This window comes from Flagellimonas algicida, from assembly GCF_049629585.1.
Lineage (GTDB): Bacteria > Bacteroidota > Bacteroidia > Flavobacteriales > Flavobacteriaceae > Flagellimonas.
The window spans coordinates 395,884-409,263 of sequence record NZ_JBMYIX010000003.1 but is presented as its reverse complement, the minus strand read 5'-3'; the positions used below and the strand labels follow the sequence as shown (position 1 = coordinate 409,263).

Below are 13,380 nucleotides of genomic sequence, written 5' to 3'. Positions count from 1 at the left end.
TAAATCGACAAAAGATCGTTATTCCTTGTTCTTTGTATCGATAAGGATGGTCACGGGACCGTCGTTCAGGAGCTCTACCTTCATGTCGGCACCAAAAACACCTGTACCGACCTCTTTACCAAGGTCCTGCTCCAGCTTTTTCACAAAAGCTTCATAGATGGGAATGGCCACATCGGGTTTTGAGGCTTTGATATAAGATGGCCTGTTACCCTTTTTGGTCAAGGCGTGCAGGGTAAACTGACTTACCACTATGACCTCTCCCCCAATATCCAGAACGGAGCGGTTCATAACTTCATCATCGTCATTGAAAATCCGGAGATTGACCATTTTTTTGGATAGCCATTCGATATCCTCCTTGCCATCGGCATCCTCTATGCCCAACAGTACCAAGAGACCTTGGCCTATGTTTGCTGTTTTTGTCCCATCCACTGTGACACTGGCGCTGGATACGCGTTGTATAACCGCTCTCATTAACGTTCCCTGTAATTATCCGTTCTGTAATTTTCTTCTTCCCCGGTTATCATCTGAACATAGCTCCTATATCTGCTCCATGCAATTTCGTCGTTCTCCAACGCTTGCTTTATGGCACATTTGGGTTCATCCATATGCAGACAATTATTGAACTTGCATTGGGATTTCAGCTCAAAAAACTCTGGAAAATAGTCGCCAATCTCGTCGGGTTCCATATCCACTATACCAAATCCCTTTATTCCGGGGGTATCAATAATCCTTGCCCCAAACGACAGGTCGTACATCTCTGCAAAGGTAGTAGTGTGTTGCCCTTGTAGGTGCTGTTCGGAAATTTCCGCGGTCTTCAATTGAAGTCCGGGTTCCAAGGCATTGACCAAAGTGGATTTCCCCACACCGGAGTGCCCTGAGAACATGCTTGTTTTGTCTTTCATCAAATCCTTGACCAAGTCAACATTCTTTCCTTCCTTGGCAGCGAGTTCAATACAGTGGTACCCAATTTTTTGATACAGATCAATCAAATATTTCACCTCCGCCGCCTCATCGACATCATAGACATCCATCTTATTGAACAGAAGTACCACAGGGATGTCATATGCCTCTGCCGTCACCAAAAAGCGGTCTATAAAACTGGTAAAGGTGGTAGGGTTGTTCAGCGTGATCAATAAGAAAACCTGGTCCAGATTGGCTGCTATGATGTGGGTCTGTTTGGAAAGTTTCACCGACTTTCGAATGATGTAGTTCTTCCGCTCCCCTATTTCAGAAATAACGCCAACGGGTTCATCCCCAATCTTTTCCAAATCAAAGGTAACAAAGTCACCCACCGCAATGGGATTGGTACTTTTTATGTTTTGGGTCCGAAACTTGCCTTTGATCCTACACTCATAAAAAGCCCCATCCTCCGCTTTCACGGTGTACCAACTTCCAGTAGACTTATAGACAATTCCGTTCACTATTTGTTCATATTTACCTGCAAAGAAACAATAATCCTTGTTTTTGTCCGTATATCTTTGTTTACAGTTTTAACAATCAATCTCATATTTATCATGAAAAAAATCATTTTTACCGCTGCGATCGCACTTGCTTCCCTGTTCAGTATGAATGCCCAGGAATACAAGGTAATCACCAGTGTAGAATCCATTGTACCCAACGGTCTGGGTAGATCTAGGATCATTAACGCCCTTGAAGACAAGGATTATAAGGAATTTACAAGTGTACAGACCGAGGACGACAACACCCGAAACAAATCGGACAGAAGTGATATCCGTGTAAAGAATTTTGAGGAAACCAAATTATTGAACTTCTATAATTTGGGAGGAATCCGTTTCCAGAACATTGCCGCCAATGATGCCATGATCACCTCCATGATCAACGATATGATCGCCAATGGCTGGGAATTGGCCTTTGTGGTAAGTGGTGTGGAAAGTGAAGGCGGAAAAGGCGATGGCCAAGGTATCTTCATTACGCGATACATCTTTAGGAAATAAATACAGACAATTGTTCTGTAAAAAGAAAAAGGCCCAACAATTGTTGGGCCTTTTTCATATTCACTCTTTCCTTGCTTAAGAATTGATGATCTTCTCTTGGTGGTTAATGGATTCTTGGTGAATGGCCTTGAACATCTTCAAGACAAATTCCTCGCTCAATCCTCGTTGCTCCCCTTCCAAGATCATATTGCCCAAAATGGCATTCCATCGATTGCTTTGAAGTACGGCTACGTTTTTTTGCTTCTTCAAGGCACCAATACCATCGGAAACTTTCATACGCTTGCCCAAAAGATCTACCAATTGGTTGTCCAAAATATCAATCTGGGCCCTTAGGTTACTCAAGTTGTTATTGTACTCCGCTTCCTCGTCGGTTTCCTTTCTGATACGCAAATCCTTCATGATCTGTATCAAGCTTTTTGGGGTCACCTGTTGTGCGGCATCACTCCACGCATTGTCTGGATCGTAATGGGTTTCTATGATCAAACCATCAAAATTCAAGTCCAAAGCAGTTTGCGACACATCAAAGATCATATCCCGGTTACCGGTAATATGGCTTGGGTCATTGATGATGGGCAGATCAGGGAACTTGGTCTGAAGTTCAATGGCCAACTGCCATTCTGGAATATTTCGGTACTTGGTTTTTTCGTAGGTTGAAAATCCACGGTGGATCACCCCCAACTTTTTAATATCCGCTGAATACAGACGCTCCACAGCTCCCAACCAAAGGGAAAGGTCTGGGTTTACCGGGTTTTTAACCAACACGATCTTGTCCGTGCCCTTAAGGGCATCTGCAATTTCTTGGACGATGAAAGGGCTTACCGTAGATCGTGCCCCGATCCACAATAGGTCAATATCATGTTCCAAAGCCAAATCAACATGGGCTTTGTTGGCCACTTCGGTAGCCGTTTTTAAACCGGTTTCCTCCTTTACTTTTTGCAACCACTTCAATCCAATGGCCCCTACACCTTCAAAATTCCCGGGGCGGGTTCTTGGTTTCCAAATACCGGAACGAAAGTAATTGACATCCGTATCCTTAAGTTCATGCGCAATCTTCAGCACCTGTTCTTCGGTTTCGGCACTGCAGGGACCTGCAATCACCAATGGATGCGATAGGTTCATGTCATCCAACCATTTCCTCATTTGCTTACTGTTTTCCATACTATGTTCTGTTTTTTGTGAGTGGAATTCCTTTTAATATCTGTTTTATCTTATTTGTATTGCTCATCTCCGTATGCACCTTTCCATACTCTTGGTCCAAAAGGAGTTGTTTAAAATTTTCAAGGTTTTGGATGTACTCCTCCAAAGTTTCCACCACATTGTCCCTATTCTGCTCAAAAATGGGGGTCCACATGTCCGGAGAACTTTTGGCCAAACGCACCGTACTCTCAAAACCACTTCCCGCCATGTCAAAAATATCACGCTCGTTCTTTTCTTTCTCAATTACAGTCTTTCCCAACATAAATGAGCTGATATGTGACAAATGCGATACGTAGGCAATATGCTTGTCGTGGGCCTTTGGATTCATGTACCGGATACGCATTTGCATCTTTTGAAAAATGTCCAAAGCCTTTTCCTGAAGCTTAAAGGCCGTTTTTTCTACCTCGCATATGATATTGGTCTTTCCTTCGTACAAACCGTTTATGGCCGCGGAAGGTCCCGAAAATTCCGTACCCGCAATGGGGTGGCATGCCATAAAATTTCTCCGATTGGGGTGATCTGCCACTGATTCACAAATCAAACGTTTGGTGGATCCCGCATCCATGACCACGGTCTCGTCTCCCACAACATCCAAAATCTTAGGCAATTCGTGTACCAAGGCGTTCACGGGAATGCTCACATAGACCACATCGGCAGTGGCCAAGACCCCATAATCCCCTTTTTCATCAATCAGGTTCAGTTCCAAGGCCTCATCCAAATGGGAATCGTTCTTATCAATCCCGATAATATGGGCCTCTGGAAACAATTGCTTTACATCTTTTGCAAAAGAACCTCCAATCAACCCTATTCCTATGACAACTACGTCCATTGCTTAAAATCTTTCTATGGCTTCTTTTATTTTTTCCTCTTTCACACAGAGTGAAAAACGGATATACCCCTCTCCATTGCTCCCAAATATGGTGCCCGGAGCTATAAATATGTTTTTATCATACAACACTTCATCAACAAATTCCTCAGAAGATGGAGCTCCTTTGGGTAGTTTGCACCACACGAACATCCCTACTGCGTCTTCGCTATATGCACAGCCCAGTTTGTCCGCCAGTTGGAACATGAGCTTTCGTCTCTTGGTATATACCTCATCCAAATCCGCGAACCATTCGGGACCACTCTGCAATGCCGCTATAGCCCCTTTTTGAATACCGTAGAACATGCCGGAGTCCATATTGCTCTTTACTTTGAGCACCGCATTGATGTTCTCCTTACTTCCCAATACCATTCCCACACGCCATCCGGCCATGTTGAAGGTTTTGCTCAAACTGTTCAGTTCCAAGGTACAATCCAAGGCTCCATCTATGGACAAAATACTGGTGGGGTTACTGGACAACACAAAACTGTACGGATTGTCATTGACCAATAAAATATCGTTTGCCTTGGCAAATTCAACCAAGGACGTCAACTGTTGCATGGTGGCCGTGGCCCCGGTGGGCATATGTGGATAACTCACCCACATCAGCTTCACTTTGGACAAATCTTCCTTGGAAAGTGCCTCTAGGTCGGGAAACCAACCATTCTCTTCGGAAAGATCGTAGGTTCTTGGAACGGCTTCCACCAATCGGGTCACCGAACCGTAGGTAGGGTATCCCGGATTGGGCAACAATACCTCATCACCCACATTCAAGAATGCCATACTGATGTGCATGATCCCTTCCTTAGATCCCATTAAGGGCAATACCCCGAGTGCTGGGTCTATGCTTACCCCAAATTTTTGTTGATAGAACTCCGCAATGGCTACCCTTAGTTCTGGCAAACCCTGATAGCTTTGGTATTGGTGCGCTCCTGCATCAGTTATTGAATCCCTTAGGGTGGTCAAAACTTCTGGTGAAGGTGCCAAATCCGGGCTTCCAATTCCCATATTGATAATGGGCCTACCCTGAGCCATAAGCTCCCGCACCTCCCTCAATTTTTTGGAGAAGTAGTATTCCTGTACACTATTCAATCTATTTGCCGTAATCATACCAACAATGCATTTTTATATTCGCCCAAAATCCTAAAGTCTTCGGACATGATATCCAACAATGACTTTGCCTTGGTAAAGTGCCCATACTTCTCAAAAGTGACGTCCACAAAAAAGGCATACTTCCATGGGGTTTCAATAACCGGAAGGGATTGAATCTTGGTAAGGTTGAGGTTACAATCGCTCATAACGTTCAACACTGTGGCCAAACTTCCTCTTTTGTGGTCAGTTATAAACCGCAACGATGCTTTATTAATTTCTTCTTCGGGTAACACCTTGTTCTGTTTTTTCAGTATGATAAAACGAGTAGCGTTATTTTTTATCGTCTGGATTTCAGAAGCAATAATATCCAAATCATAGAGATTTGCCGCCATTTTCGGAGCAATTGCAGCAATATTGGTCAATTGACCTTCCATGATCCGTTTTGCCGTTTCTGCTGTATCCACACTTTCCACCAGTTTTATTTGGGGATACTCCTTAAAAAACTCCTTGCATTGCAATAAAGCCATTGGATGCGAGTGTACTTCCTTGATATCTTCCATGGAACCGCCCTTGAACACCATAAGGTTATGGTGTATGCTCAGATAGTGCTCTCCAATAATGTGCATATTATTGTGATACACCAAATTATAATTTGGTATGATGGACCCCGCTATGGAATTTTCTATGGCCATGACCCCCTTGTCCGCCGTACCATCTTTTAAATGATCTATTACGGCATCAAAGGAAAGACACTCCAATAATTCAATGTCGTCCCCAAAAAAATCCTTGGCTACCTGATGGTGGTTGGATCCCTTAATTCCCTGAATGGCTACTTTTAAACCCATGGCAAAAAAAAAGCCCCGATTTTATCGGGACTTTATCATGTTAATATACTTTAAGCGTATCTACAATAGTCCCGTTGCTCCTTGAAAAAAGAAGTAAAAATAAAAACGGTTCCAGAAATACGTTGTTGTCATTTGTGATAAATATGGAGCTAATATAGGCATTCAAACCAAAATCAACAGCAAAGCTTCATTTTTTTTCGATTTTTATTGAAATATCATTTTTTGTTGCATTTCGATTTAAAAAAAGCTTCATTTTTTGACAAATTCTATTTTTTCCGGTTTTGATGGTCTGCACTAAACTGACCTCAAAAAAAGCTCACTACATCTTATGGAAACGTCTAAAGATGTATTTTTGAGGCTTAAATAGCGTAGCATGTCCATCACTGTCCAGAACATTTCCAAAAGCTTTGGCCCACAAAAAGCCTTGAACAATGTTTCCTTCTCCATCAAAAAAGGAGAGATTGTAGGGTTCTTGGGACCAAACGGTGCGGGAAAATCTACCATGATGCGGATTTTGACCACCTATTATAAACCAGACAGTGGAGATGCAGAAGTAAACGGTTTTGATGTGTTGAAATCAGAAACCGAGGTACAAAAAAGCATTGGATACCTTCCCGAGCACAACCCACTCTATCTGGAAATGTATGTTAAGGAGTACCTATCCTTTAATGCCGATGTATACCAGGTATCCAAGAATACGGTACAGGAAGTTATTGAACAGACCGGATTGAGCCCTGAGGCCCATAAAAAAATTGGCCAGCTTTCCAAAGGGTACCGCCAACGTGTGGGATTGGCCGCTGCATTATTGCACAACCCAGAAGTATTGATCTTGGACGAACCTACTACCGGTTTGGATCCCAATCAATTAATAGAGATTCGGAAATTGATCCGGGACATTGGAAAGGAAAAGACCATTCTCCTATCCACCCATATCATGAAAGAAGTGGAAGCGGTCTGTGATCGGGTCATTATTATCAACAAAGGAAAACTTGTTGCGGATAAGAAATTGGAGGAACTTCGGGAATCTGAAGAACAAATCATTGAGGTAGAATTCGATTTTCGTGTGGAAGAACAATTGCTCATGCAATTGCCAAATGTTTCCAATGTGCGGAATATAGGTGGCTTTGCTTATGAAATCAGTTTTAACACTTCAACCGATATGCGCCCTGCGGTGTTCGATTTTGCTCACGACAATCAACTTAAAACGCTTCAACTTAGCCGAAAGAACAAAAATCTGGAGAGCTTGTTCACCGAACTTACCCGCTAATCGTTGGATTGATTTAGGACGCCATCCCTTTTTCGTTGTTCAAAAATGGTGATGAACATACGGACACTGATATTCCTGGCCCGCTGCTTGGCCTTCTCCGTATTTGGACCAACAAAATACGTATCCAGTGTAGTGATCCAATGGCGCAGCCAAATGCCAAAATGATAATCGGTTATGGAATACCCCTTTTCCTTATCCAACTCAGCATGCACCAACAAGGGGTTCCCTTTATATTTTTGGACAAAGAATAAATTGGTTTCCCAAAAGTCGGTCAGTTTTTCCATGTGCTCGGGCCAGTCCGTAATGGTAGTATTGAAAAAATGACCAATCTCAGCATCAGCCCGCACTTTCTCATAGAAACGATGCACCAATGCTGAAACATCTTCCCTGTTTTCAATATCCTTTCTTTCCATGGCCAAGATTATGGTTTCTCCTCAAATTCATTGCAATCCAGACGGATGTCCGAGTGGCGTAACTTTCTTTCCAATAAACGACAGTAATGTCCTGTCCCGTCTTTTGTATAAAATTTACAGGCAAAACAAGTCCGCTGCACCGTTAGTATGCCTTGCTGGTTCAACTGATAAATGAGGTTGCCCAAGGTCTTGAACAGCATTTCCTTTTCACCAGTGGGGACATTCTTCAATTGTGAAGCCAGCGGATGGGCAAAATCCTCGGTTTCTTCAACAATTTTCTTCCCCTTGTCCGACAAGAGAATGGAATAGCTCCTACTATCTTCCGAAGAGTGGTCTTTTATAATCAGCCCTTTTCGTTCCAAAACTTTAATAGCGTCGCTAATGGTCGGCTTGGTCACATTGAATTCCTTGGCCAAAAAACTAACATTATTGTAGCCTGATTTGTGATAGGCCACAAAAATCAGGATTTGAATTTGGATGGGGCTTAGCCCCAAACTTTTGGCTTTTTCCCATAACAGCACTTTAAAAGCTTGGGAAATACGCTCCAGACCTGCTACAATTTTGCTGGAAAGATCTTGCTGTTGCTGTTTCGTATCAAAAATACTTTTCTTCATAACAAACAATGCCTGCCGAAAGCTACCGACAGGCAAAGTTAGCATTCCTAATTAAATGTAGTGCGATTTTAATTTAAATTCCGGTCGGAATAAAAATAAGGATTCCTAACTACATAAATTATGACTATGCTTTCACATCCTCCAAAGAAGCCCCATAATTGATATGAAGGACATGACCGCTGGAAGTCACCAAAGCAGGAACCGACTTAACGCCAAAGTCTTCCGCTATGGATATTTGCTCTTTCTCTTCTCCCAAATGGACAATATCAAGATTTTCAACTCCCACTAAATCAATGATTTCACTCTCTGCCCCTACACAAACTGGACATCCTGCATGATAAAAAATTGGTTTACGCATTGTATTTTCATTTAAGTTAACGCATTATTGCCATACAAATATAGTTAGGATTCCTTATTAATAAAATTTCAGCCCTATTTTTTTATTTCTTATCCCAATGATAATGGCTGGTCTTATATGCAAACCATCCACATTGAAATTAGCTTCCCAATCAAAATATGGTACTTTTGCGATTGGAAACAAAAGCAACCTCATGAAGAAGAATCGTTCCCAACTGGAACTTACGAAAGAAGAAATGACTTCGTATGGCTATCAGATCATAGATGCCATAGTGGAGCACCATGATACCCAAAAACAAAAACTACCCGTAGCCTTGGGATCTCGGGAAGAAATGGACTCGCTTTTTTTGGAAGAAGCACCCGAAATGGGAACCGAACCCACCGAAGTACTTAATTTTGTACTGGAAAAGGTCATGACGAAGAGCACACTCATGTCTCATCCTAAATCGTATTCCTTTGTTCCCGGTCCCAGCAACTATATCAGCGCCATGGCTGACACCCTTGCCACAGGGTATAATATTTTCTCAGGGGGATGGGCAGCCTCACCAGCGGCGGCAGAATTGGAAATCGTTACCATTCAATGGCTGCTGAAGATTTTTGGATTCCCGAAGAAAAAAGGAGGTGGTATCTTCACCAGTGGAGGCTCCATGGCCAATTTAACGGCCCTGACCACTGCCAGAAGAATCAAATGTGGGGATGATTTTTCCAAAGCGATCATTTATCTCTCGGACCAAGCCCATTCCTCCAATATCAAGGCCATTCGGGTATTGGGATTCAAAAAAGAACAGATCCGCATCATTCCCACGGATAGTGAGTTTAAATTTTCCGTCAATAAACTGAAGAACTGTATTGCCAAGGACCGATTGGAAGGGTTTATGCCCTTCTGCTTGATCGCCACATCAGGAACCACCAATACGGGTACGGTGGACCCTCTTTCCGAGTTGGCGGCCATCTGCAAAAAAGAAGACATTTGGTTCCATATTGATGGCGCTTACGGCGCAGCGGCTATCTTATCTAAAAAAGGGAAACAATTGATGAAGGGCATCGAAAAAGCGGATTCGCTTACCGTAGACCCCCACAAATGGTTCTATCAACCTTACGAAATGGGCTGTTTATTGGTCCGCAACCACAAATACCTGAGTCACACCTTTACCGAAAAACCGGAATACCTTAGGGACATTGAGGGAAACACGTCTGAAATCAACTTTTATGATCATGGTATCCAGCTGACCCGAAGGTTTAGGGCGTTAAAATTTTATATGTCCCTTAAAACCTTTGGCCTTCAAGAATTTCGGAATGCCATCACCTATAATATTGACCTTGCCGAGGCCACCGAGGGTATTTTACGCAAGAGCAAACGCTGGGAAGTGGTTTTCCCTGCCACTTTGGCGGTCATTAATTTTAGGTACAACCCAATTTCCAAAAATTATACCGACAAGGAACTGGACGGCATCAACCAATACATTTCTGAAAAGGTAGTGTCCTCCAGAAAGGCTTTGCTGGTCACCACCATCCTACACGGACAGGTGGTATTGCGGATGTGTTTGATCAACCCCAGAACCGCCTTGGATGATGTAAAGGAAACCCTGGAACTCTGCGGAGGCTTTGCCGCCGAAATCGAGGAAAAATTGGCAAAAGGATAGGATCTTAGTTGATTCTATCCAGATTCTCATCCACATTCTTGTTTTTGAATGCATTGGATGCAGTTCCTCCAAAACTATATTTTAGGGATAGGGCCATTTCACGCCCGTCAACATAATAGGTTCCATTGGCTTCCACCCCGTTGATGGAATAGCTTTCTCCATAGTTCATGGCTTTGGTAATGTCGTTGAACCGCAGGGCACATTGCAGTTTTTCAAATAAAGTGGTGGTCACAGAGGCATTCAGCACTACCATCCCATTTCTTTCAATGATACCCTCTTTCCGTTGGGCCAAAGCATACCCTCCTACAGAAACGATGGTATCTTTCATTACTCTCAACTGTTGATCGGTGTAGACGTATAGATAGGGTTTGGCCTTGGTGAACACTGCAGATGAATCCTTGATTTTGTTATAGGTTATGCTCACTGAATTGGTCGAAGACCAGATTTTATGGGAAAATGGCACTGTCAATCCAAGATAATAACCCGATTCCTCATCTAGGTTATTCTCGGCCAGCAAGGCAGCTGAATCATTTTCTTTGTACCCTATCATAAAATATCTGGGGTTCTTATTCGTGTAGATACCTCCAAAGATAGATGTGTTCCCTACCTGAAGATTCGTGGAAATTTCATTGGTAATCGTAGGTATCAAGTCCACATTGTTCCCTGCTTCCAAAAAGGGGTTTATGAACACCCTCACGGAGCTGGTTCGGGAAAAATTGGGCCGATTGATGTTTCTGGAGTAGTTCAACGAAAGGGTTTTGGTGCTGTCTATGGTAAAATTCAAACCTACTTTGGGAAAAATCCGGGTATTTTCACGTTCAACCAAAGGTTGCAGGTCCTTTTCAAGCTGTCCTTCAACCTGATTGTATTCCACTCTGGCTCCCAGATTAAACTTGAACTTCTCCCCAAAACTTGATGCCGTATTTGTATAAATAGCATAGAGGATTTCTTTATAATCGTAGTTGATAACATCCCCATTGGCTAATTCAGGTTGATCAATCTGACTGAATGCATCAGCTTTGGCCTCGTTCCAGCTTGTACCGAAATCCAATTGCAAATTTTCGGAAATCACCTGTTCAAAATCCAAACGGGCCGCCAAAGATTCAATTTTATAATCCTGGTTTCTGGTTTGGTCCAGTACCAAGCCTTCATTGTTGTAGTTGTTTGCAATATCCGTTTGCAGCTTTTGATCAAAAGAGGAATATTGGATTCCCGTAAAAAGGTTCAAGTTTTCACTAAGCCTTTTGTTGAAATTGAAATTGGCACTAAAATAATCCCTCCGGTTCTCGTTCTGTGTTTCAGACGTGATTTCATTCGTTTCACCCCCATTTTGAAGAAACGTGCTGGTTTCAAAACCCGCATCATCAGTTTGACGGCGAAAAATAGTATTCAGGGAAATGTAGTCATTGGCATTGATGGGATAATAGAATCCCATTCCACTGTTGATTTGCATCCGCTTATTATCCGGGATGAGCACCAAATAATCAGAACGGATATTCTCCGTAGGAATGGCAAATGCAAAGGTATTGCTCTCCCATTGGCCAATGGTATTGTAATTAAGGTTTCCCCGAAGGTTCCATTTTCCGTTGGAATGGTTCCCATTGGCACTGATATAGTTGTTGGTGTTTTGTCTGAAGGAAAGTGTTTCACCCAGCGTTACTGTGGTGCCTTTGTCATTATTTTTCCTAAGCTGAATCAAAATCACCGCCCGCCCCTCAGCTTCATACTTTGGCGAAGGATTGTTGATGAGCTCGATACTTTCAATGGAGTCTACCGATAAGGCAACAAACTCTCCAAAGCTGATTCTTTGATTGCCTAGATAAATCAAGGGTGTTCCTTTCATAAGGACCGAAATGGACTCCCTATTTGGTGAAATCTGGACATTGGGAAGTTTCACCAACACTTCCAGAGGGTCTACCATGGTTGAAAAAACAGGGTTTAGGACATCAACCTTAAAATTTCCGTTTTTGTTGGTTATCGGATTTTTGGAGGCGATTACTTCAACATTTTCCAAGTCGGTAGTTTCTTCCTCCAGTTGAATTACCACTTCCAACGAATCACGGAACACATATTTTTTGGAGAATGTGGCATATCCCAACGCGGAGATTTCCAATAGGTATTCGCCCTTGGGCACCTCTTTAAAAGCAAAGTTTCCCTGTACCAATGTAGTATAGGATACCAACTCCCTAGTTTCGGGAACCAAGAGCAACACATCCCCGATGTCCACCGGGACCTTGTTCCCATCCAAAACCTTTCCCTTTAGGGAAAGCTGTTCTTGGCCTTGTATGAATTGTATCCCAAGAAGCAACAACCAAATTGCATGTTTCAATACCATCTGTTTTTGAAACAAAAAAAGCTTGCAAAAGATTTGATGTAAAGAATTTGGGGTATGGATTAGGTGCTAGTACCCGTACTATTTTTTAGAAGTTCCTGTCTTCCGGTCACATTGAGTTTACCATAAATACTGGTAATATGGCTCTTAACGGTGCTCAAGCTTATAAATAGCTCGTTGGCAATTTCTTTGTTGCTCTTGCCCTGCACAATGAGGCCATGTACCAAAGTCTCCTGCCTGCTCAATTGTGGAGCACCCCCTTTTTTCCGCTTCGCGTACTGGTACCACATGGTCAAGCCTAGAAAAAGTACCAGCAAAGCAAGGCCCACATTCAACCCTCTGCTCCATTGTAGTTCCCGTCCAAGGGCTTGCTGATTTAGATAAGCCAATTTCTCTTCAAGGAAACGGTATTCCAATGGCGCGATATCACTTTCCTTAAAATCAGTTAGCAACGAGGTGTAGTATGCTATATTTTCAGCAATATCCCTATCCAATAGATTCTTTTGGTCCAGAACCTTGATAGCGACCAGTTTCACCTTTAAAATATTCAGGGAATCCCGGGCATATCCTGTCAATTGACTTTCTTTTTCCTTGGCTGATAAGGTGGAAGCCTCCAACTGGTCTTCAAAATATTTGAACTTTTTCCATTCTTGGGCGCTTAAGCCATCAGAAAGACTATCTTTTTCAACCTCAAGTTGTTCCAAGGAAAACTTTGACTCCTTGGCATAGGAAGAAGAAATCGCCAAAAGCAAAAAAGCTCCGGCAAACAGGAATGTAAATTTGAAGACCCTTCTCATTTG

Annotated in this window: 14 protein-coding genes; 3 read left to right on the top strand and 11 right to left on the bottom strand. The window is 42.7% G+C overall.

All coding sequences use genetic code 11. The annotated features are described in order from the left end of the window. Positions 1 to 18: 18 nt before the first annotated feature. Both dtd and rsgA read right to left on the bottom strand, forming a co-directional pair. Complete coding sequence (dtd, locus tag ACPD8L_RS15655; protein WP_116217349.1) at positions 19 to 471, bottom strand: D-aminoacyl-tRNA deacylase; 453 nt, start codon at positions 469 to 471, stop codon at positions 19 to 21. Then, positions 471 to 1,421, bottom strand: coding sequence for a ribosome small subunit-dependent GTPase A (rsgA, locus tag ACPD8L_RS15650; RefSeq protein WP_423944451.1), 951 nt, complete (start codon positions 1,419 to 1,421; stop codon positions 471 to 473). The genes dtd and rsgA overlap by 1 nt, the downstream gene beginning before the upstream one ends. Before the next feature lie 93 nt (positions 1,422 to 1,514). Between rsgA and ACPD8L_RS15645 the strand changes: the two genes are divergently transcribed. Further along, positions 1,515 to 1,955: a hypothetical protein gene (locus ACPD8L_RS15645; protein WP_116217347.1), complete on the top strand. Its 441-nt coding sequence runs from the start codon at positions 1,515 to 1,517 to the stop codon at positions 1,953 to 1,955. A gap of 75 nt (positions 1,956 to 2,030) precedes the next feature. Here the strand turns inward: ACPD8L_RS15645 and ACPD8L_RS15640 are convergent, their stop codons facing one another. Genes ACPD8L_RS15640 through ACPD8L_RS15625 form a run of 4 tightly spaced genes read right to left on the bottom strand, consistent with a single transcriptional unit; the run spans position 2,031 to position 5,954 of the window. Further along, positions 2,031 to 3,113 carry a chorismate mutase gene (locus ACPD8L_RS15640; protein ID WP_116217346.1) on the bottom strand — a complete coding sequence of 361 codons (1,083 nt, stop codon included), beginning with the start codon at positions 3,111 to 3,113 and terminating at the stop codon, positions 2,031 to 2,033. Between the two features lies 1 nt (position 3,114). Next, positions 3,115 to 3,981, bottom strand: coding sequence for a prephenate dehydrogenase (locus ACPD8L_RS15635; protein WP_423944446.1), 867 nt, complete (start codon positions 3,979 to 3,981; stop codon positions 3,115 to 3,117). A gap of 3 nt (positions 3,982 to 3,984) precedes the next feature. Beyond that, positions 3,985 to 5,127 (bottom strand): pyridoxal phosphate-dependent aminotransferase, encoded by a 1,143-nt coding sequence (locus tag ACPD8L_RS15630; protein WP_293302853.1) that lies wholly within the window; start codon positions 5,125 to 5,127, stop codon positions 3,985 to 3,987. Next, positions 5,124 to 5,954 carry a prephenate dehydratase gene (locus ACPD8L_RS15625; protein WP_116217343.1) on the bottom strand — a complete coding sequence of 277 codons (831 nt, stop codon included), beginning with the start codon at positions 5,952 to 5,954 and terminating at the stop codon, positions 5,124 to 5,126. The genes ACPD8L_RS15630 and ACPD8L_RS15625 overlap by 4 nt, the downstream gene beginning before the upstream one ends. 373 nt (positions 5,955 to 6,327) lie before the next feature. On the opposite strand from ACPD8L_RS15625, the gene gldA reads away from it, so the two are divergent. Next, positions 6,328 to 7,221: a gliding motility-associated ABC transporter ATP-binding subunit GldA gene (gldA, locus tag ACPD8L_RS15620; protein WP_423944442.1), complete on the top strand. Its 894-nt coding sequence runs from the start codon at positions 6,328 to 6,330 to the stop codon at positions 7,219 to 7,221. Here the strand turns inward: gldA and ACPD8L_RS15615 are convergent. The 3 genes from ACPD8L_RS15615 to ACPD8L_RS15605 form a co-directional block, all read right to left on the bottom strand. Beyond that, complete coding sequence (locus ACPD8L_RS15615) at positions 7,218 to 7,634, bottom strand: group III truncated hemoglobin (RefSeq protein WP_423944439.1); 417 nt, start codon at positions 7,632 to 7,634, stop codon at positions 7,218 to 7,220. The two genes, gldA and ACPD8L_RS15615, sit on opposite strands and share 4 nt — an antisense overlap. Before the next feature lie 8 nt (positions 7,635 to 7,642). Next, positions 7,643 to 8,248, bottom strand: coding sequence for a MarR family winged helix-turn-helix transcriptional regulator (locus ACPD8L_RS15610; protein ID WP_423944437.1), 606 nt, complete (start codon positions 8,246 to 8,248; stop codon positions 7,643 to 7,645). A 124-nt stretch (positions 8,249 to 8,372) separates the two neighbouring features. Continuing rightward, on the bottom strand, positions 8,373 to 8,606 hold the full coding sequence (locus ACPD8L_RS15605; protein WP_293302862.1) for a thioredoxin domain-containing protein: 234 nt from the start codon (positions 8,604 to 8,606) through the stop codon (positions 8,373 to 8,375). 193 nt (positions 8,607 to 8,799) lie between these two features. Between ACPD8L_RS15605 and ACPD8L_RS15600 the strand changes: the two genes are divergently transcribed. Beyond that, positions 8,800 to 10,248 (top strand): pyridoxal phosphate-dependent decarboxylase family protein, encoded by a 1,449-nt coding sequence (locus ACPD8L_RS15600; RefSeq protein WP_421810919.1) that lies wholly within the window; start codon positions 8,800 to 8,802, stop codon positions 10,246 to 10,248. 4 nt (positions 10,249 to 10,252) lie between these two features. On the opposite strand, the gene ACPD8L_RS15595 is transcribed toward ACPD8L_RS15600, so the two are convergent. After that, complete coding sequence (locus ACPD8L_RS15595; protein WP_423944432.1) at positions 10,253 to 12,577, bottom strand: TonB-dependent receptor domain-containing protein; 2,325 nt, start codon at positions 12,575 to 12,577, stop codon at positions 10,253 to 10,255. 65 nt (positions 12,578 to 12,642) lie between these two features. After that, a complete protein-coding gene (locus tag ACPD8L_RS15590) occupies positions 12,643 to 13,377 on the bottom strand; it encodes a response regulator transcription factor (protein ID WP_421810917.1) in 735 nt (244 codons plus the stop codon). Between the last annotated feature and the right edge of the window lie 3 nt (positions 13,378 to 13,380).